Consider the following 21,880-nt stretch of genomic DNA (forward strand, 5'->3'; position numbering starts at 1 on the left):
ACTTTAGAGGTAAAAAGTAACCCATGGATTGCACTGGCATTTTTCAGACTTCTGTTCTAATCATGGTTATGAAGCCTGATTAATACAGGCAATACACAAAAGGGTTCAAATCCTTGATAAAACTTCTATGGACAGTAATTAGGAAATAATAACATGAACAAGACTATGATCGCGCTTGCTGTATCTGCTGCAGCTCTTGCTACTAACGCAGTAGCAGCGGACGGTAAACAAGCTGGTAGTATTGACGGTACTTCTGTATACAGCTCAAACGGCACTTCTCTAGAGATCGGTGGTCGTGCTGAAGCTCGTCTATCTCTAAAAGATGGCAAAGCTGAAGACAAAACACGTGTACGTCTTAACTTCCTAGGTAAAGTTGAAATCCAAGACGGCCTATACGGTGTTGGTTTCTACGAAGGCGAATTCACAACTGCTGAAAACGGCGGCTCTACTGATAACAACGACGGCGACATCACTAACCGTTACACATACGCTGGTATCGGCGGTACATTCGGTGAAGTAACTTACGGTAAAAACGACGGTGCACTAGGTGTTATCACAGACTTTACCGATATCATGTCTTACCACGGTAACTCTGCAGCAATGAAAATTGCTGTAGCAGATCGTTCAGACAACATGGTTTCATACAAAGGTCAATTCCAAGACCTAGGCGTTAAAGCAAGCTACCGTTTTGCTGACCGCTCAGAAAATGCTGCTGGCGAATTCGTTGACAACAACGCAGACGGCTACTCTCTATCTGGTATCTACGCAATCGGTGATTCTGGCTTTAAGCTAGGTGCAGGTTACGCTGATCAAGACGAGCAAAACGAGTACATGCTAGCGGCATCTTTCCGCACTGAAGCTCTATACTTTGCTGGTACATTCACTGACGGTGAATTAGCAGACAAAAATGGCGATTACACTGGTTACGAATTCGCAACTGCGTACACGCTAGAAAAAGCGGCATTTACTCTAACGTACAACAACGCAGAAACTGACGGTGAAACTTCAGCTGACAACGTTGCAATCGATGCGACTTACTACTTCAAGCCTAACTTCCGTACGTACATCTCGTACAACTTCAACCTAATCTCTGAAGGTGACAAGCTAGGTTCTGTTGGTCTTGTTAACGGCCCTGCATCTAAAGCAGATGCTGAAGACGAGCTAGCTCTAGGTCTACGTTACGACTTCTAATTCTGATTATCTAATGACTAATTAGTTAATTGAGAATCAAAACGCCCGCTCTCTAGCGGGCGTTTTTTATATCTGTATACTGAAAACATCAGCCATCCAAGAAATCTTCTATGCGCCTTCTATCCACACTACTTGTATGTAGTTTTTCCATTAGCGCTTTCTCAGTTAACGCTTTCGCATACGCCCCTCTAAAAACACTGCCCGATGGTAGTAGTACGAGTTTGATACTCAAATCGTTGAGTGATAATTCGGGCGAACTTAATACCGATAGCGATGACTTTTATCCACCAGCCAGCACGTTAAAACTGGTGACGGCTTTAGCGGCTAAATTAGAGCTGGGCGACAACTTTCATTACACCACCAGCATTGTTCGTTCTGGCAATGATTCGATCATTTCATTTAGTGGCGATCCAACACTACAACGTGAGCAGCTTAAAAGCCTGTTAGCTCAATACGCTAAGTCTCAGTCCAGAGCCATCAAAGGCAACTTATACCTCGATAACTCGGCTTATACCGGCTATCAGCGAGCGGTGGGTTGGCCTTGGGACATTCTAGGGGTTTGTTACAGCGCGCCTTCTAGTGCAATGACCTTAGACAGCAACTGCGCACAAGCCTCTATTTATACAAAAGATAATGGTGCGACACGCGTTTATATTCCCGCTCACTATCCGATAGACGTGACGACCACCGCAGCGACAGTAACTCGCTCTGGGCAGAAGGCAACACAATGCGACTTAGAGCTCACCACCACACCAGATAACGCTTACAAGCTCTCTGGTTGCTTGGTTGAGCGTAAAAAGCCACTGCCACTCAAGTTCGCTATTCAAAATCCAGAGCTTTACACCTCTCAAGTGGTTAACTCACTACTTAAAGAGCTAAAAATACAAGTAAAGGGTGATGTGATCATTGGAGCTAAAGAAGGTACAAACAAAGCTACATTGGTAGCAAGCCACAGCTCTGCAAAGCTTCCCGAGCTGCTCGATACCATGCTCAAGAAATCGGATAACCTGATCGCAGACAACTTAACCAAAACCTTAGGGGCAACCTTTTATGTCCAACCAGGCAGTTTCAACAACGGCACTGAAGCCATAAAGCAGATACTACTGACTAAGGCGAACATCGACCTCAGTAAAGCGCAGCTCGTCGATGGTTCAGGACTATCCAGAAATAACCGAATGAGGTCACAGACCATGGCTCAGGTGCTTCGTTATATCTGGGAAAACGATCAACAGCTCAACCTGATTGAGGCTATGCCTACATCTGGCACTGATGGAACGCTCAAATACCGTCAGAGCATGAGAAAAGCACCGATTCAAGGCAACATTATCGCCAAGAGTGGTTCTCTATACGGCAGTTACAATATGGCGGGATATGGTTTAGATGAGTCCGGGAGGCCAAACTCTCTGTTTGTGCAGTTTATTCGTGATTACTTCCCTGAAGAGCAAGATCCAGACAGACCGGTAGAGGCTCCAATCACCCAGTTTGAGCGTGCTTTCTACAAAGATGTAGTTGAGTTCAGTCAAACACAAAGCAAATCGAAGTAATGTTTGGCTCTTTGTAAACCTCTACCTAAAAAATGGCGCTGAAGACCTTCAATCTTCAGCGCCATTTTTATTTCTCAGATGTATTTAGCTATTTTTATCAGCTTTTAAGCAATTCCTAGGAATGAGTTCACTACAGTGAAGTAGATCCACATTCCTGAGATATCTACTATAGATGCAAGCACTGGACTCACTAACACCGCTGGATCAAGCTTAAATAGCCTAGCAACTATCGGTAACCCGCCGCCGAGCACAGTTGATATGGTCACCTGAATGAACAGCGCTACCGCAATCGCTAACGCAATCATGTTGATGTCATAGCCACCTGTCGATTGGTTTTCGCTAAATAGCAGAATACGTCCAATCATCACCACAGCAATAGCTAAAGCCAAACAAATAGCGACTCTAAACTCTTTCCACAGAACGTTAGCCCATTGGCGTTTTTTTAACTCACCTGTGGCTAAGGCTCTGATAACCAAAGTCGCAGCTTGTGTCCCGGTATTACCACCAGCTGCAGCAATTACCGGCATGTAGATAGCCAAAAGTACCAACTGACTGAGAATGTCTTCATATTGAGCGATGATAAGCCCTGAGACGATGCCCAATAGTGCTAACGCAATAATCCAACCGATACGCTGTCTAACGTGGCTCATGACGCCAGTAGAAAGATAGCCCTGCTGAGGTTCTACCTCTGAGTAAATCAGCCCTAGTTGGTGAGCTAGATGTCGAGAGCGCTTCTCAAAGCCCTGCTCTTCTAGCTCACTAAGTAAAGTCTGAATCGTACTAAGAGAGCATTGCCCCAGCACTAACACCGCATCTTCGAGCGGCATTCGGTTCAAAAGGTTAATTTGTTGTTCACGTCCGTACTGTTGAAATGCATTCGACACAGCTTGGATGTCTTGCTCTGAGTACAGAGCTTCAATAGATAAAAAAGTGTTGTTCATTACCGTCATGGCGAATCTCCCGATTGGCAAAGGTAACGACCATCAAAACAAATAGCATAGATTTATAGATTTATAGATTTATAGATTTATAGATTTATAGATTTATGCGCACCAAGAGCTGAAAGCTACTGGTGTGTCTACTTGTTAGAATCTAGTGTGTGGAAAAGAATGAGGGGGAAAAACAAAGATACCCTACCTGAACGGCAGGACAATAGATCAATACCGAGACAGGTTATTCTTCTCCATTCAAACTAGGAGGATGGTCGGTATTGTTCATAAAAATCTCCAGAATTACTGTCAATTTGACAGCGCGCATAGTGTAGCAATAGGCGTTTCAAAGTTTCGTCAACTTTCGGTCAATAAAAAAGGCATCCGTGGATGCCTTTGGCTCAATCATTGATGTGCATTATTACTTAATAGTAATACGAGCAAACTTACGCTTACCTACTTGGTAAACGGCAGTACCTGCTTCAGGTACGAATTTGCTGTCTTCAATCTTCTCGCCTTCAAGCTTAGCCGCGCCTTGCTTGATCATACGCATCGCATCAGAAGTCGAGTTTACAAGACCTGCTTCTTTTAGAACGTTCGCAATTGGCAGGCCAGCTTCGAATTCGAATTCTGGCATTTCATCAGGAACTTGGTTCTTAGCAAAACGGTTAACGAACTCTTGCTCTGCTGCATCAGCATCTGCTTCGCTATGGAAACGCGCGATGATCTCTTTAGCAAGAAGTACTTTAACGTCACGCGGGTTCTTACCTGCATCAACGCCAGCTTTCAGTTCCGCAACTTCTTCAAGAGGACGGAAAGACAGCAGCTCGTAGTAGCTCCACATCAGATCGTCAGAGATAGACATGATTTTACCAAACATCTCGCTTGGTGCTTCGCTGATACCTATGTAGTTGTGCGCAGACTTAGACATCTTCTTAACGCCGTCTAGACCAACAAGTAGTGGCATCATCAGTACCGCTTGTGGTTTTTGACCTGACGCTTTTTGCAGTTCACGACCCATTAGAAGGTTAAACTTCTGGTCAGTACCGCCAAGCTCAACGTCGCTCTCTAGTGCAACAGAGTCGTGACCTTGTAGAAGTGGGTACATGAATTCGTGGATTGCGATCGGTTGACCACCAGCATAACGCTTTTTGAAGTCATCACGCTCAAGCATACGAGCAACAGTTTGGTTAGAAGCAAGACGAATCATGCCTTCAGCGCCAAGCTCAGATAGCCATTCAGAGTTGAAACGAATTTGCGTTTTCGCAGGATCTAGAATCTTGAATACTTGTTCTTTGTAAGTTTCAGCATTCTTCAATACGTCTTCACGGCTTAGCGGTGGACGCGTTGAGTTCTTACCTGATGGGTCACCAACCATTGCAGTGAAATCACCAATAAGGAATGTCACTTCATGACCAAGCTCTTGGAAAGCACGAAGCTTGTTAAAGATAACCGTATGGCCTAGGTGGATATCTGGAGCTGTTGGATCGGCACCCAGCTTAATGCGTAAAGGACGACCTTCTTTTAGTTTTGCAATCAGTTCGTCTTCTGGAATCAGTTCTTCTACGCCACGTTTGATCTCGGCTAGTGCAGCTTCAATACTCGCCATTCTTGTTCACTCCCACAGATTTGGCAAAAATACATTAATTAGACATCTTACTTGAATAGCGATGTATTTTGAAACCAGTTACACTATTCCGTCGTCGATTTTCATAATATTTACAGAACGAACCGGAACATGTTGTCTATTTTTGCACGCCTTCCTATTTTGCACCGGGCTTTTATCGCATTTTTTAGTGCCATAATTTTCGTCGCGATTTTCTTACTCCCCGACGTCAACAGTTTGCGTGACGATTCGGGCGCTTTAGTTGTGGGAAAACATTATCCACTGACTATTGATGCATCTGCGCTTGTTAGCTCAAGTGACGCACCACCAACGGCAGTACTCAATTGGGAAAAATACACCGTTCGTTCAGGCGAAAGTACCTCTGTTTTATTCGAGCGTATTGGCCTTTCATACCGCCTGCTGATCACGCTACTCAATACCAATAATGATATTAAGAAGCAGTTGTCTAATCTAAGGCCTGGCGATGTCTTGCAATTTGGCTTCGATGAAAACAACGACCTTATTCAGTTAAAGCGACAACTTAGTGCGTTTGAAAGCTTCAAGATCACTAAGTCTGGCGATTCTTTCTCCTCTAGCTTCGACAAAAAAGAAGTGGCATACCAATACAACTATGCCGAAGCTAATATCACCTCTAATTTCTGGAACGCTGGTGTAAGCGCAGGTTTAACCGCAAACCAAATTATGGAACTGGCAGGTATCTTTGGTTGGGATATCGACTTTGCATTGGATATTCGTAAGAACGACAGCTTTAAAATCTTATACCAAGAGAAAGTGGTTGAAGGCGAAGTGATTGGTCGTGGCAAGATCATGGCGGCAGTGTTCAAAAACCAAGGTGATTCATTTACCGCGGTATTGGACGATAAAACTGGTAACTACTACGACGAAAATGGTCGTGCGATGAAGAAAGCGTTCTTGCGCTCACCAATTGATTTTCGTCGCGTAACATCGAACTTTAATCCTACCAGAAGACACCCAGTAACAGGTAAGGTTCGAGCTCACCGCGGCACTGACTATGCTGCCCCTGTTGGCACTCCGATTTGGGCGGCAGGTGACGGTATTGTTCAAAAGTCGGGTTACAACCAATTCAATGGTAACTACGTGTTTATCCGCCACAGCAACACCTACATTACCAAGTACCTGCACATGAAGCGACGTATGGTGAAAACTGGTCAGCGCGTAAAACAAGGCCAAACCATTGGTACTTTGGGTGGAACAGGTCGTGTAACTGGCCCGCATTTACACTATGAATTCTTAGTCAATGGCGTGCATAAAAATGCGCGTACCGTGAAGTTGCCTCAATCAAAATCGTTAACGGGTAAAGCAAAAGCAACATTTATTGCGAACTCAGAGATTCGACTAAATAACCTTGAGCGATACGGTCAGTTACTCGCAACCAATTAGGTTGATAGCCATATAAACCAACGAAAAGAGCGCCCACCAAGGCGCTCTTTTTATGTTCATCGAACCACTGTATCTACTATTTTTCCGGCTTCTTATCTCGCCCTAACATTAATAAACAAGGAGTCAGTACCAAGGTCAATACCGTGGCGAATGCTAAGCCTCCCGCAATTGCCGTAGCGAGTTGCGACCACCATTGCGTGCTCGGCGCACCAAATTCTATCTTTTGATTAATCAAGTCGATATTCATTTCTAGCACCATCGGCATCAAACCTAAAATGGTGGTGACCGTCGTGAGCATTACTGGCCTTAAACGCTGAACACCGGTTCTCAGAATCGCATCTCGCTTATCCAAGCCTCTTTTAATCAATTGGTTATAAGTATCGATCAGCACGATGTTGTTATTCACCACTATACCTGCCAGCGCAATCACCCCAATACCGGACATCACGATGCCAAACGGGCGCTGGAAGATAAGTAAACCAACGAACACACCAACCGTTGAGAACAACACTGCACTTAGAATCAAGAACGCCTGATAGAAACTATTGAACTGAGTAATCAGAATTAAAGCCATCACCGCTAGTGCCACCAAGAACGCGCTTTGTAAAAAGGCTGACGAGTTCTCTTGTTCTTCGTTTTGGCCACGGATACGAAATTCCACGCTACTCGGCAGCCCTAGCTCACTTAATGCTTGTTCGATCTTTGGTAGTTCCAGCGCAAGGTTATAGCCTTCTTCCATATCCGCCATGATGTTCACCACACGCTTACCATCGAGACGTTTAATCGTATCTTGCTTATGGTCGGGAACAATCTGAGCAAAGTTGGTGATCGGCACCAAGCCAGCTGGCGTTTTCACTCTCAGCTGGTCAAAGCGTCCGATATCCCTTTTATCATTCGGGTAACGCACCAAGATATCGACCTCTTCTGATGAATCATCAGGCAAGTAATCACCAATCTTTAATCCATTAGTGACGAACTGAACGGTATTGCCGACCAAGGTCGCGTCAGCTGCAAAACGGGCGGCATCATCGCGGCGGATATCCACCTTCCAATCGATGCCATCTTTACTCGCAGTGTCGCTGATATTGGTCAGTGCTTGATTGCCATCAGCCCAGTTTCTCACAATTTTTGCGGCCTGATTAAGTTGCTCAGGTGTTTTAGCAGAAAGCTCGATGACCAAGTCATTTTCAACCGGAGGTCCTGCATCAGGGAACTTGTATTCAATCTCGACACCAGCGTATTGATCGGTTTGCACCTTTAATTCATCAATGATCGCTTTAACACTGCGGCGGTATTGCCAATCGACGGGCGTTATCGAAATCAAACCAATCTGGTCGTCACCACCGGTTCGCGTATAAACGGTATCGAACTCATCATGATTCAGCATCATCTGTTCAATATCGCGCATGATGTCATCTTTTTCTTGAATAGAAAGATCGCCATGAGAGCGAACTTTGACATTAAAGAATGGCGGATCAACTTCAGGGAAGAATTCAGCACCGAGCCCCGCTTTTGAATACGTGAAACCAACCGCAACCGCGAGCAGTATCGCACTACAAAGAATCTTAAAGGGGTGCTTAATCGCAATAGAAAGTGTGTGGTAATACGCCTTGGTTAAGCCTGTCGCCTGTGAGAAATCCCCATTATGCAAAGCCACCATTCGAGCTTGGCTCTGAGACGAGACGTATTGCGGTTTGCCAATCAAACCACCTAACACGGGCACAAACAACAGCGCCATAATCAATGAGGCAGTTAACGTAGCGATCAGAGTTAATGGAAGGAACTTCATGAATTCGCCTGTTACATCAGGCCAAAACAGGAGTGGAGCAAACGCCGCCAAGGTTGTAGCCGTTGATGCGGTTATTGGCCATGCCATTCGCTTAGCCGCATCTCGATAGGCTGCTTTACGCCCTTCCCCTTCTTGCATCCGCCTATCGGCAAATTCAGTTACTACAATCGCACCGTCAACCAACATCCCGACCGCCATAATCAACGAAAACAGCACTACGATGTTAACGGTTAAGCCAAATACAGAAAGAACCAATAGTCCGGTCAAGAATGAACCCGGAATTGAAATGCCGACTAACAAAGCAGTACGCACGCCAAGAATCGCGATGATGACGATCACCACCAGGATGATGGCGGATAGAATATTGTTTTGCAGATCATTAAGCATGATCTTCACATCTTTCGATTCATCCCAGGTGTATTTGACCAACAGGTTATTTGGCCATTCTGCTTGCTGCTGAGCCCCGGCCATTACAGCTTTGACTAACTCAACCGTTTCGATGATGTTCTCACCTGCGTGCTTTTTGATGTCCAACACCACCGCAGATTTACCATCTAAACGAGCAAAACTCTCTGGATCTCGAAACGCTCGACGAACCGTGGCGACATCACCAAAAGTGACCACCTGTTTGCCATCCACTTTGATAGGTAGCTCAAGCACGCTTTTAAGGAGTTAAATACCGAAGGGACTTTGACAGAAAAACGACCATAACCAGTATCGACAAAACCCGCGGCAACCACTCGGTTATTCAAAGCGATCAGGTTGTAGATATCCGCTTGATCTAGGCTGTAGCTCTCCATCAAAAGAGGGTCAACGATGATTTCAACGATATCTTCCCTATCACCTGCAATATTGACCTCTAATATTTGGCGATAGCTTTCGAGTTTATCTCCTACTTCTCGGGCAATTTGTACGATAGTACGTTCAGGAACGGTGCCGAACAGCACAACAGAAAGTACTGGCTGCTCCGAAGCGAGTGTGACTTCATTGACGGTCGGCTCATCACTGTCTTCTGGTAGCTTTGGTTTGGCAAGATCAACGGCATCACGAACATCCGCCATCGCTTTGGTAAGATCGACTCCAACATTAAACTCCAACACCACAGAGGCATGACCCTCTGCTGCGGTTGCTGTCATCTCTTTTACGCCCTCAATCGACCTTAATTCTTGCTCGATAGGTCGAACTAACAGACGCTCAGCATCAGTTGGCGAGATCCCTTGGTGCCCAACAGAGACGTAGATAATCGGGATGGTAATGTCTGGGCTCGACTCCTTAGGTATCGTGATATAGGTAATGACACCTGCAACCAAGATGAGCGCCAAAAGAGAGAGCATTGTTCGAGCACGAGACAAGGCTGCATCAATAATTGAATACATCAGTTATCTCCTACTCAGTTGTTACGTTTGAGAGTTCAGCACCTTGCTCAACCGCAATCACCGAATCACCATCACGCACAAACCCTTGTCCGACGGTGATGATATCGACCCGTTGACCTAAACCTGTGAGCCACACACCATCTTGCTCTGCCTTCACTAGTTGAATACCGACAAATTTCACAACTGGTGAGTCATCGACTGAAACCAACGTTTTGACCCCAAGGTTACCCGCCTCATCCAAAGCCAACATCGCAGGTGTGACTTTGATAGCATCCCTTGTTTCGAGGTTGAGCTTCACTTCAGCGCTGACACCTGCAGGCAGTAGGCCTTCAGAGTTATCGATTTCAATTTCGATTGGAAAAGTATTAGTTGAGGCCGAAGAAATTCGAGACACATAACGCAAGCGCCCTTCCACCTCTTCTCTTCCTAGCAAGCGAACCAAGGCAGACTGGTTAACTAACAAATGCTGGATATGACGTTCACTGACATCGGCCTCAATAACCAAAGGATCAAGGTCAATCACGCCCGCAACCGGATCGCCAACCCCAACAAAGTCACCCAACTCGACCATCAAATCTTGAACCACACCCGAAAAAGGCGAGCTAATAACGGTATTCTTTAAAGCCAATTCCGCATTGCGCATCATGGCTTTTGCTTCCGTTAACGAAGCCTCTGCTGTGGTGTAGGCGATCTCACCTTGCAGACCTCTTTTCTTCAGTGATTGCGCTGCTTTGAACTCTTTCTGCTTTAAACGATACAGAGCCGTTGCACGCTCTAACTGTATTTCCAAGTCACCTTTATCAATCTGAGCAATAGCCTGCCCTGCTTTAACCGCATCGCCTTTCACAACGTTCAATCGAACAATCTTTCCCGCGACTTCCGCGCCTAATCGAGCATGCCTATCGGGTGCCGTTCGACCGTATAAATCAATGGTTTTAAAGGTGGGTGATGAGGTGAAGGTTTGAAAGGAAACTTTGGCTAACGGGATTTCTGTCGCTTTTTTCTCTGGCGACTCTTCTGCCTGCCCCACCCCTAAACCAAGCCAGATAGACAACAACATCACTAAAATCAGAGACACCAGCCACGGCTGTTTCAGTTTCTGAAAAAGTGGTGAGTTAGAAGATAGAGTGGGCATAACAAATCCTTTTGTCCGATGTGATTAAGGCGCGCTAAATGGCTTAACACTGTCATGTGCAACTTCCTGATACACATAGGTAACCTTAACAGACCAAAATCAAACGAAGTTGGACGCTATCGACAGTTTTAAAAATATGCCGTGTACTAAAAATGTCAAAATAGAGGGTTGGAATGGTTTTAAAAGCAATGACTTAATATGTCTTATCAATTTTGAAGCTGCGTGAAAAACAAGTGCCTTGTTCAGAACCGAGCTTTGTTATGAAGAGAAATTTGGGGATATAAAAACAAAAACGCCGAACATAAGTTCGGCGTTTACAACCTTATGGTGTAGCTTTCAGCTAAAGCTGTCTTTTAACTCTAGCTATCTTTCAAGCTATACGCTGAATGATGCGCCACAACCACATGTTGTTGTAGCGTTCGGGTTGTTCACAAAGAAGCGTGCGCCTTCTAGGCCTTCTGTGTAATCAACCATGCCGCCCATAAGGTATTGTAGGCTCATTGGGTCAACAACCAGCGTTACACCGCTATTTACAATCGTAGTGTCGCCATCATTTACTTTTTCATCAAATGTGAAGCCGTATTGGAAACCACTACAACCACCACCTGTAATGTATACACGTAGTTTTAGTTCTGGGTTTTCTTCTTCAGCGATTAGCGTTTGTACGCGGGTAGCTGCTGCATCAGAAAAAGACAATGGGATATTTACTTCGCTCACGACAACCTCTCTTACCTGTGTCAAAAACAACATGATACAAATCTAATTCGAGACCATAGTTGTTGAGTATTTTCTTATATTCGGGTGATTATCTAATACCTGACTGAAACGTTCAAGTATTCACCACCGGATCCTTCCTTTTACTGTTGTAAACTCGTCAATATCTGGCAATTAAAACGTGTAACAACACAAAACAACCAGATTCGGGTGATTATCTGGGCGAAAGCATTCCTAGTTGGATTAGGGATAGGTACAATGCGTGCCAATTGGTCCGACAGTCAAAAGAGGATATATCAATGACCAAATCAGCAGAGCTGTACGAAAAAGCACAGCAAACTATTCCTGGTGGCGTAAACTCTCCAGTTCGTGCATTCAATGGCGTAGGTGGTTCTCCAATCTTCGTTGAACGCGCTGATGGCCCACTTATTTTTGATGCTGATGGTAAAGCATATATCGATTACGTTGGCTCTTGGGGTCCAATGATCCTTGGTCACAACCACGTTGTTATCCGTGATGCGGTTATTGAAGCAGCTCAACGCGGCCTTAGCTTCGGTGCTCCAACCGAAACTGAAATCAAAATGGCTGAGCTTGTATCTGAGATGGTTCCATCAATGGAACAGCTACGTATGGTGAGCTCAGGTACAGAAGCAACAATGAGTGCGATTCGTCTTGCTCGTGGCTTCACTGGTCGTGACAAAATTCTTAAGTTTGAAGGCTGCTACCACGGCCACGCAGACAGCCTACTTGTAAAAGCCGGTTCTGGTGCACTGACTTTAGGTCAGCCAAGCTCACCAGGCGTTCCAGCTGATTTTGCTAAGCACACACTGACTGCAACCTTCAACAACCTAGATTCAGTACGTGAGCTGTTCGCAGCAAACAAAGGCGAGATCTCGTGCATCATCGTTGAGCCAGTTGCGGGCAACATGAACTGTATCCCACCAGTAGAGGGCTTCCACGAAGGTCTACGTGAAATCTGTGACCAAGAAGGTGCATTGCTAATCTTTGATGAAGTAATGACAGGTTTCCGCGTTGCTGAAGGCTGTGCGCAGGCTTACTACAACATCAAGCCAGATCTAACGTGTCTTGGTAAAGTTATCGGCGGCGGTATGCCTGTGGGTGCTTTTGGTGGTCGTAAGGAAGTGATGCAATACATCGCACCAACAGGCCCGGTTTACCAAGCAGGCACGCTTTCAGGTAACCCTGTTGCAATGGCTGCTGGCTACGCGTGTTTGAACCTTCTACGAGAAGAAGGCAACGAAAAACGTCTAGCTTCAAAAACTAAGCAACTGGCAAATGGCTTCAAGCAACTTGCTGACAAGCACGGTATCCCGATGCTAGTACACCAAGTTGGCGGTATGTTTGGTTTCTTCTTCACAGACCAAGAAACGGTGACGTGCTACGAAGATGTAACTAAGTGTGATGTAGAACGCTTCAAGCGCTTCTTCCACCTAATGCTGGATCACGGTGTTTACCTTGCACCTTCAGCATTCGAAGCAAGCTTTACTTCTCTTGCTCATGGTTCAAAAGAGCTAGATGCGACACTAGAAGCCGCTGACCGCTCTCTTGCGATCATTGCTGCTGAAAGCAAATAATCGAAAGCACTTTATAAGTCGCTAACCGATTGAATTTAGGGCTGCATTAACGCAGCCCTTTTTAATGCATCGACTTAATTAAACTCGAATATTTCCGCTTAGATTACGCGTCAATTTGTTCGAAAACTTGACGAAAAACGTCTAACGTTCCCAGAAAAGAAAAACCAACAACATCAGCGTACCAAGGAACATTCTGAACCAAGGGATCTCTTTTTTTGTTTGCTGTTGTTCGTCTTGGCATTTCTTATCTTTATCACAGCATCCCATAATCAAAACTCCTCATTGCTAACTCTCTGTTTTGCAGCCATTATAAACTCAGAACGCAAATATAGAGACCATTACCGTGTCAGAAAAAATTAAAATCAATTCCAGCCACTGGGTGATCATCATCGCCCTACTTGCGGCGGCTTATGCTTGTTACTTGCTTATTGAGCCGTACGTTAACTCAATTGTGATGGCCTTTATCATTTCACTATTGATGTTCCCAATCCATGAGTGGCTTGAAAAAAAGATACCCAATAAAGAAAACATCGTCTCTTTGCTGTCTTGTATCATCCTGACTTTCATTATTGTTATCCCTTTATTGGCAGTATTCGCAGCAATTGTTCAGCAAGGTTCCCTGCTCTCTCAGAACACTTACCAATGGGTAACACACGGCGGCATTCAAACTCTGTTCGCACACCCCTTGGTGGTCAAAGCGCTGTCATTCGTGAACAACTACCTGCCTTTCGACAATATTGAACCACAAGCCATCGCACAGAAGGTGGGTGAGTTCGCGACAAGCTTCGGCTCTAAACTGGTTGGTATCAGTGCGAAAATCTTAGGTGACGCGACCAATTTCTTAATGGACTTCTTCTTGATGTTGTTTGTTCTGTTCTTCTTATTAAGAGATCACGACAAAATCATCAGTGTGGTTCGTCATATTCTTCCGCTATCTCGTAGCCAAGAAGACAAGCTTCTAACAGAGATAGAACAAGTATCGAAATCAGCAGTAATGGGCTCATTCTTAACAGCAATCGCGCAAGGTTTTGCCGGCGGTTTAGGTATGTGGATTGCAGGTTTCCCAGGCCTATTCTGGGGCACTATGATGGGCTTTGCCTCATTCATCCCTGTAGTGGGAACAGCACTAATCTGGATCCCAGCGGCGACCTACTTGTTCCTAACTGGTGATACTACGTGGGCAATTTTCCTAACGGTTTACTGCGTGGCAATTGTTGGATCAATTGACAACCTTCTGCGTCCGCTTCTAATGCAAGGCAGCGCAGGCATGAACACCCTAATGATTTTCTTCTCACTACTGGGTGGTATTCAACTGTTTGGCCTAATTGGTCTTATCTACGGCCCACTGATTTTTGCGATTACTATCGTCCTATTCAACATCTACGATGAAGAGTTTAAGGACTTTTTAAACCAGCAAGACAAGAGTTAAACCGCTCTTCAATCACTTACTTGCCGAACGAGTATTAAACACTTCAAGCTTTGGGCGGATTATGCGAAAATCCGCCCTCATTTTTTGCTAACGATTCAATAGAGTGTCCTATGTCAGCTTATATTGCCCCAAGCCAGATTGCTGAGCGCCAACTTGCCTACTTTGAAGGCAAACATGTTTTAGTTGCCGGTGAGGCTGAAGACTTATTCCCTGTTGAATTAGCCAAGCATTGTGAATCTGTCTCTGTGTTCACCTCTAATTACAGCTACTACCGTCAGCTTGAAGGTTATAGCAGCATCCAACGTTTTTACGGTGCTGAGTTTACCGAAGAGACCAAAGCTGACTTAGTGATGCTCTACTGGCCGAAAGCCAAAGCGGAAGCGGAATTTCTGTTGGCGATGTTATTTGCCAAGCTAGGCAAAGATACCGAAATCGTCGTGGTTGGTGAGAACCGCTCAGGCGTGAAAAGCATCGAGAAGATGTTTGCTCCTTACGGCAAAGTCGTTAAATACGATTCAGCACGTCGCTGCTCTTTCTACTGGGGTCAATGCTTCGAGCAACCACAAGCGTTCAACTTACAAGACTGGTTTAAGACCTACACGGTTAACATTGATGAGCAACCTCTCACGGTAAAAAGCCTTCCAGGCGTCTTCAGTCACGGTGAGTTCGATGTCGGTAGCCAACTTCTGTTGGATACTCTGCCAAAACTAAAAGGCAATGTACTGGATTTTGGTTGTGGTGCAGGCGTCTTAGGCGCGGTAATGGCATCTCGTAACCCAGATATTGAGCTAGAAATGTGCGACATCAGTGCATTTGCCGTAGCATCAAGCCAAGCCACACTGGAAGCGAATGGTTTAACTGGTAAAGTCTTCGCGTCAGATGTCTATTCTGATACAGCACAAGACTACCAATTCATCATCAGTAACCCACCATTCCATTCAGGTTTAGACACTAGCTATAGCGCGACTGAGACCCTACTAGCTCAGGCCCCTACGCATTTGAAGCGCTCTGGTGAGATGATTATTGTCGCAAACAGTTTCTTAAAATACATCCCAATTATTGAGCAAGCGTTTGGAAAATGCGCGACTCTAAATAAGACCACCAAATTCGCGATCTACCACGCAAGTAAGTAGCCTCTCTAGCACAGCGCAGTGTCATTATCTGCGCTGTCTGTTCATATTTTTATCAAAACTCTATAAAAGTGAGCTTTTGCACACGCTTTAAATACCACTTACTTGTCAAAGTAAAAAAACTCGTTAATTTCGTTAAATTGGAAACCATTAATTCTATTCTCTGTACTTGTTTTCGCCCCTTTTAGCAGTACATCAAAGGAAAGTAGTACCCAATTTATGTTTAGATTTTATCGTAAGCAGAAGTTTAAGCGCCTTCAAAATACCCTAATGCTGGCATTTCTTGTCCTCAGTATTACCCCAGTGACACTTATCGCGATCTTTTTCCTTCAATCGCACAGTCAGGACCTTCAGGAACAAAGCACCTCACACCTTGTTTCAGTCCGTGATACTAAGCAGCAACAGATTGTCGACTACCTACAAGCTCAAGAATCCCAAGTGATGGGCTTTGTTCGCTCTGAACTAGCCAATGCCAGTGGCGGCCGATTCTATGGTTTGATCAATGCATTCCAACGTCTAGGGTTAGATATTGACGAAGCACGCAGTAATGCGCAGCAACGCTACATTCAAGGATCGGGCGATCAAATCAAAACATCGATTCTTCCTGAATCCAGTAGCTTCATTGGCAGTGAGCGTTACCGCCTACTGCACAAGCGCTACCATAACGCTTACCTAGAGTTGCTTAAACGCTCCGATTTTGACGATATTCTATTGGTTGATATCAACGGTAACGTTGCTTACTCCGTCTTTAAAAATGACGATTACGGCACTAACTTGCTGACAGGTAAATACAAAGATTCAAACCTAGGCGTTACCTTTCAACGGCTCGCTAAAGATGTCACCGATCGCCGTAAGTCTAATGAGGATTACACGCCTGTTATTGTCTCGGACTTTAAAGACGAGAACGGTAAACAGACCGCATGGCTAGGTGCACCTATCGTTCAACAGGGCTACCTACACAGTTACGCGATGTTTAGATTACCTATCAACGGCATTACTAAGCTGATTGCGGATCTCAACAAGAGTTCGAATATTCAAACACTGCTTGTAGGTGATGATCACCTGCCGCGTAGCCTTGCTCATTCACAAGAATCTATCAACTTGAGCTTAGATGTTGTCGATAAAGCATTGGCTGGCGAAACAGCGGTTGGCACCTTCGACAACACCCTAGATCAAGCGATCATCGCAGCATATACACCAATTGAGCTGAAATACGCAACATGGGCTCTTGTCGTAGAGCTGCCAGAAAAAGAGGCGTTTGCTCGTATTCATCAGTTAGAAAAGATCTTCGTGATCGTGATGCTAACGGCGATCATTCTGGTAGTCGTTGCATCGCACTATCTGTCTAACTTCATCACATCCCCACTACTCAAACTGACGTGGGCTGCCGAGAAAGTATCTGCGGGTGATCTCGATGAAACCATGATCAATACCGAGCGCAAAGATGAAATAGGCCGGCTCGCGGTGAGCTTCGAGAGAATGCAGCGCTCGATTCGTGAAAAAATGCAGCTCATCAAAAACCAAAACGATGAACTTGAAGACAACCTTAAGACAATTCAAAAGCAAAACGAAGAGTTGCAACTGGCGAACAAACTTAAAGATGAGTTCCTAGCTACTACTTCACACGAATTGAGAACACCACTGCATGGCATGGTGGGTATTGCTGAAGCGCTGATATCCGGTGCGAATGGCCCCATCCCTGCTAACCAGAAGTATCAGTTGGATATCATCATCAATAGCGGTCAGCGATTAGCAACCTTGGTTGATGATCTGCTTGATTATCACAAGATGCGCTATGGCAGCTTAGACATTAAGAAATCAGCTGTTGATTTATCTGCAGCCACCAGCTTGGTCCTAGAGTTATCTCATCATCTATTGGGCAATAAACCAATCCGCATCATTAACCAAGTCCCAAGTGATTTAGGGCTAGTCTCATCGGATCCTCAACGACTTGAGCAAGTGATGTATAACTTAGTTGGCAATGCCATCAAGTACACCTCTGAAGGTAAGATTGTTATCTCTGCCAGCGTTATCGATGACAACATTCGTGTACAAGTTGTCGATACAGGCCAAGGTATACCGGCCGAGTACCTTGAGCACATCTTTGAACCATTGATTCAAGCAGGCCAAGATGCGAGTAACTACCGCCAAGGTGCAGGGCTTGGATTATCGATCAGTCGTCAGTTGATCGAGCTAATGGGCGGTTCACTGTACGTAAGTAGCCAACCAATGCTTGGCACTACGTTTAGCTTTACCCTGCCCCTAGCTACTCAAGATGAGCTGGACAGTTACAACGAATCTGGTCATTACTCGCACTTCCAAGCGCCCGATTTAATAGATAACAGCCAACAAGAAAACAGTGTTATCAGTGAAAACCCAGATGGCCCGTTACTGGTTATCGCCGATGATGAGCCGGTTAACCTGCGAGTATTAGACAGCTTCTTGAAGTTAGAAGGTTATCGAGTACGTACTGCATGTGACGGTCCGGAAACCATTGAACTGATTGAAAAAGAGAAGCCAGAGCTGCTTCTGCTCGATATCATGATGCCAGGTATGAGCGGCTATCAGGTTTGTGAAGCTCTGAGAAAGCAATATGACCATGCTCAATTGCCAATCATCATGCTAACGGCACTCAACCAGGCAGAAGACCGTGTTCGAGGTTTCGAAGCAGGTGCCAATGACTACTTGTCTAAACCGTTCAACAAACAAGAACTGGCGGCTCGAATTACAGCGCATCTATCAGCAAGTAAAGCCGAACAGAGACGCCTTGAAAATGACCAACTGCAACTCGAGCTCAAACACAGAGCTATGGTTGAAGCTAACTTGTTAGAAACTCAAGGGCGCTTATTAGAGCAACTAGAATCGGCACCTGAAGCCATCATCTGTATTCGTGATGACCAACGTATTCGCTTTGCCAACGAAGCGGCGGCAAAACTATTCAGACGCGGACAGGAACAACTTAAGCGCTCTATGGCCGACGAGATCATTGCGCCTAAATACCTCAAGGTAGAACAAGCCCACTACTGCGGTGACATTGATATCTATATAGATGACACACGTCAGCGCATACCAAGTGACATCCTTAAGCTGCCTGAAGGTTCAGGGCTCGACACCATGTATATCTTCAATGTAGGTGGTGGTGTTAACTCCAACCGAATCAATAACCTTGAAACAGCGGTTGAGGCTCTCTCTAGTTATGCCTTTGAAGGCGACAAAGATAAGTTGCAGCAACTGAAAGAGCTTGGCGGAGAATTTACTCGTCTTGCTGACAAGGCAACCGGTGAAGGTAAAAACAAGCAAGAGTTGATGCGCGAGGTGCTGGTCGATGCGATGACGAATGCCATCATCTACTGGGAATCGGTGACTGGTGAAACCAAGTTTGCTTTCGCAGAGAAAAGTGGTTTGTGGCGGGTCTACTTAGACCGCAGTACGCTACAAACGCGAACGCTAGACAAATATCTACGCGTAGAAACGCTACCGAAAACGCCTCGCTGGCGAACGGTACTGAGCTCAATCGAATTCATACTGGAACACTGTAAAGAACAGACGCCAGAAAGGACGCATATTGAGATGCTAAGAGATAAGCTGCAGAAACTACTGACCAGTTAATCCCTGAACCAACATCACGATACTTAGAGTAATGGAGCCCACCTAGCGTGGGCTTTTTTTGTACGTACTTTTCTCACTCAAAGCACAATATCGTCAATCCAAACACACTTTTTTCACTGCTTTAAACAAGCAAAATGACACGTTACTCAAGCTTAAACAATCACCAATCCAATCGCTATTTTGAGTCCTATTCTTGGCTGAATTTCACATTCCTCCGACTCTTTGTTGCAGTTTGAGAAGCGAGTCACAACAGAACGGCAGATTTAATTTTCTAGGGAAATTTAACGTAAAACTGGTAAGTGACCGAGATCTACAATTATACCAACGCATGGTAAAGCATTATAATAAAAAGCCTTTAAAGTTAGTGACCACTTACAATCAACAATTACCACAAAACCAAATGCGAGTCACATCACCTTAACAATTACGCACAAAAAACCACCAAAGCAACCCATTTTGACGTTAATGACGTGGGATTATCTAATTTTAACGTTTTTGACGGGAAACGAGTTTGATTAATTCATCGATAAGGTGTTTTCTTACTCCTGCCAAAGGCCTACAGGCCACTCTTACCACTTCTCAGAATCAACGATGAATCTGGAGCAACGAAGAAGAGGTAGGCCTTTAACCAGAGTGTGTATCTACTAAACAATTTAGCGACAGATAACATTCAATCCATTAGTGAAATGAAAGCAAATAGTAAGGAACAGCTATGCTTGCCAATATAAAAAAAACAGCAATAGCAACAGCAATTATTGCAACTGCTACAACAGGTTTTGCATCAGTAGCAACAGCTGCAGAACGCAGTGAACTGACCGTTCACCCGAAAGAGTACACTACATTCGTACGTAACTTTAACCCGTACCTTGGTGCTACTAACCTACATACTACAACTGACTTCATGTATGAGCCGCTAGTAGTATTTAACGAAATGCACGGTAACACTCCAGTGTTCCGTCTAGCTGAAAACTTCAAGATGTCAGATGATCTGATGAGCGTTGTTTTCGACATTCGTAAGGGTGTTAAATGGTCTGACGGAGAAACTTTCTCTGCTGATGATGTTGTTTTTTCTTTCAACCTTGTAAAAGAGAAGCCAGAGCTTGACCAATCTGGTATCAACTCTTGGGTAACTTCTGTAGAAAAACTGAACGACAACCAAGTTAAGTTCACCCTAACAGAAGCAAACTCAAACGTACCTTATGAGATTGCTAAAGTACCTGTAGTACCTAAGCACATCTGGAAAGACGTTAAAGATCCATCAACGTTTACCAATGAGAATCCGGTAGGTTCTGGTCCATTTACAGAAATCGATACGTTTACAGCGCAACTATACATCCAGTGTGCAAACCCGAACTACTGGGATGCAGACAACCTAGATGTTGACTGTCTACGTGTTCCACAAATTGCGAACAACGACCAATTCCTAGGTAAAGTTGTAAACAGTGAAATGGACTGGACGTCTTCTTTCGTTCCTGATATCGACCGTACATACGCAGCAGCTAGCCCTAAACACCACTACTGGTACCCGCCAGCAGGCACACAAGCATTCATCGTTAACTTCAAGCACCCTGATGCTGCGAAGCATGAAGCATTGAGCAACGTTGATTTCCGTCGTGCTTTCTCTATGGCTCTTGACCGTCAAACTATCATCGACATCGCATTCTACGGCGGCGGTACTGTGAACGATTTCGCATCGGGTCTTGGCTACGCGTTTGAAGCTTGGTCTGATGAAAAAACTCACGATAAGTACAAAGGCTTCAACACATACAACGCTGAAGGCGCGAAGAAGCTTCTTGCTGACGCTGGCTTCAAAGATGTAAACAAAGATGGTTTTGTTGACACTCCATCAGGCAAGTCTTTTGAACTAATGATTCAATCGCCAAACGGCTGGACTGACTTCAACAACACAGTTCAACTAGCGGTAGAACAGCTGAACGAAATCGGTATTAAAGCGAAAGCTCGTACACCTGACTTCTCTGTTTACAACCAAGCAATGCTTGAAGGTACATACGACGTAGCATACACAAACTACTTCCACGGTGCGGATCCATACACGTACTGGAATAGTGCTTACAACTCATCACTACAATCTGGTGATGGTATGCCTCGTTTCGCTATGCACTTCTACAAAAACGACAAGCTAGATGGTCTTCTAAACAGCTTCTACAAAACAGCTGATAAGAACGAACAGCTAGACATTGCACACGGTATCCAGCAAATCATCGCTGCAGACCAAGTGACAATCCCTGTGATGTCTGGTGCTTACATGTACCAATACAACACAACTCGCTTCACTGGTTGGTGGAACGAAGAAAATCCAAAAGGCCGTCCAAACATTTGGGCTGGTATTCCAGAGCGTCTACTTCATGTACTGGACCTAAAACCAGTTAAATAAGTAATCGTTCAATCCT

13 protein-coding genes and 1 pseudogene are annotated in these 21,880 nt (G+C 44.9%); 8 read left to right on the forward strand and 6 right to left on the reverse strand.

Annotated elements, in window-relative coordinates; all coding sequences use genetic code 11:
- Positions 1–153: 153 nt before the first annotated feature.
- Together CWO27_RS06080 and dacB are read left to right on the forward strand one after the other, a co-directional pair.
- Entirely contained in the window at positions 154–1,191 is a 1,038-nt protein-coding gene (locus CWO27_RS06080; protein WP_107898704.1) for a porin, read from the forward strand.
- Positions 1,192–1,301: 110 nt separating this feature from the next.
- Positions 1,302–2,735 carry a serine-type D-Ala-D-Ala carboxypeptidase gene (gene dacB, locus CWO27_RS06085; RefSeq protein WP_107898705.1) on the forward strand — a complete coding sequence of 478 codons (1,434 nt, stop codon included), beginning with the start codon at positions 1,302–1,304 and terminating at the stop codon, positions 2,733–2,735.
- A gap of 104 nt (positions 2,736–2,839) precedes the next feature.
- Here the strand turns inward: dacB and CWO27_RS06090 are convergent, their stop codons facing one another.
- Positions 2,840–3,685 carry a magnesium transporter gene (locus CWO27_RS06090; RefSeq protein WP_017068902.1) on the reverse strand — a complete coding sequence of 282 codons (846 nt, stop codon included), beginning with the start codon at positions 3,683–3,685 and terminating at the stop codon, positions 2,840–2,842.
- 400 nt (positions 3,686–4,085) lie between these two features.
- A complete protein-coding gene (gene tyrS, locus CWO27_RS06100; RefSeq protein ID WP_102431660.1) occupies positions 4,086–5,273 on the reverse strand; it encodes a tyrosine--tRNA ligase in 1,188 nt (395 codons plus the stop codon).
- Positions 5,274–5,402: 129 nt separating this feature from the next.
- Here tyrS and CWO27_RS06105 point away from each other — a divergent pair, with 129 nt between their 5' ends.
- Entirely contained in the window at positions 5,403–6,692 is a 1,290-nt protein-coding gene (locus CWO27_RS06105; protein ID WP_102431659.1) for a peptidoglycan DD-metalloendopeptidase family protein, read from the forward strand.
- A 76-nt stretch (positions 6,693–6,768) separates the two neighbouring features.
- Here CWO27_RS06105 and CWO27_RS06110 read toward each other — a convergent pair.
- The 3 genes and pseudogenes from CWO27_RS06110 to erpA all read right to left on the reverse strand — a co-directional run bounded on the left by CWO27_RS06110 (position 6,769) and on the right by erpA (position 11,709).
- Positions 6,769–9,857: pseudogene (locus tag CWO27_RS06110) on the reverse strand (efflux RND transporter permease subunit).
- A 10-nt stretch (positions 9,858–9,867) separates the two neighbouring features.
- Positions 9,868–10,992 carry an efflux RND transporter periplasmic adaptor subunit gene (locus CWO27_RS06115; protein WP_102433058.1) on the reverse strand — a complete coding sequence of 375 codons (1,125 nt, stop codon included), beginning with the start codon at positions 10,990–10,992 and terminating at the stop codon, positions 9,868–9,870.
- Positions 10,993–11,367: 375 nt separating this feature from the next.
- The gene (erpA, locus tag CWO27_RS06120; protein WP_004734539.1) at positions 11,368–11,709 is read right to left on the reverse strand and encodes an iron-sulfur cluster insertion protein ErpA; all 342 of its coding nucleotides are present in this window, start codon (positions 11,707–11,709) and stop codon (positions 11,368–11,370) included.
- Between the two features lie 296 nt (positions 11,710–12,005).
- On the opposite strand from erpA, the gene hemL reads away from it, so the two are divergent.
- Complete coding sequence (gene hemL / locus CWO27_RS06125; protein WP_048605689.1) at positions 12,006–13,301, forward strand: glutamate-1-semialdehyde 2,1-aminomutase; 1,296 nt, start codon at positions 12,006–12,008, stop codon at positions 13,299–13,301.
- Positions 13,302–13,442: 141 nt separating this feature from the next.
- Here the strand turns inward: hemL and CWO27_RS23730 are convergent, their stop codons facing one another.
- Positions 13,443–13,568, reverse strand: coding sequence for a hypothetical protein (locus tag CWO27_RS23730; RefSeq protein WP_048658168.1), 126 nt, complete (start codon positions 13,566–13,568; stop codon positions 13,443–13,445).
- Positions 13,569–13,644: 76 nt separating this feature from the next.
- Here CWO27_RS23730 and CWO27_RS06130 point away from each other — a divergent pair, with 76 nt between their 5' ends.
- The 4 genes from CWO27_RS06130 (at position 13,645) to CWO27_RS06145 (ending at position 21,864) form a co-directional block, all read left to right on the forward strand.
- Complete coding sequence (locus CWO27_RS06130; protein WP_102433057.1) at positions 13,645–14,730, forward strand: AI-2E family transporter; 1,086 nt, start codon at positions 13,645–13,647, stop codon at positions 14,728–14,730.
- A gap of 110 nt (positions 14,731–14,840) precedes the next feature.
- Positions 14,841–15,863 (forward strand): 16S rRNA (guanine(1207)-N(2))-methyltransferase RsmC, encoded by a 1,023-nt coding sequence (rsmC, locus tag CWO27_RS06135; RefSeq protein ID WP_107898706.1) that lies wholly within the window; start codon positions 14,841–14,843, stop codon positions 15,861–15,863.
- Positions 15,864–16,079: 216 nt separating this feature from the next.
- Positions 16,080–19,469, forward strand: coding sequence for a response regulator (locus CWO27_RS06140; RefSeq protein WP_055319598.1), 3,390 nt, complete (start codon positions 16,080–16,082; stop codon positions 19,467–19,469).
- A 712-nt stretch (positions 19,470–20,181) separates the two neighbouring features.
- Positions 20,182–21,864, forward strand: a complete 1,683-nt coding sequence (locus tag CWO27_RS06145; RefSeq protein ID WP_017056650.1) for an ABC transporter substrate-binding protein — start codon at positions 20,182–20,184, stop codon at positions 21,862–21,864.
- The last annotated feature ends 16 nt before the right edge of the window (positions 21,865–21,880 follow it).

Origin of the sequence: Vibrio sp. 10N.286.51.C3 (assembly GCF_003050065.1) — a bacterium.
Lineage (GTDB): Bacteria > Pseudomonadota > Gammaproteobacteria > Enterobacterales > Vibrionaceae > Vibrio > Vibrio crassostreae.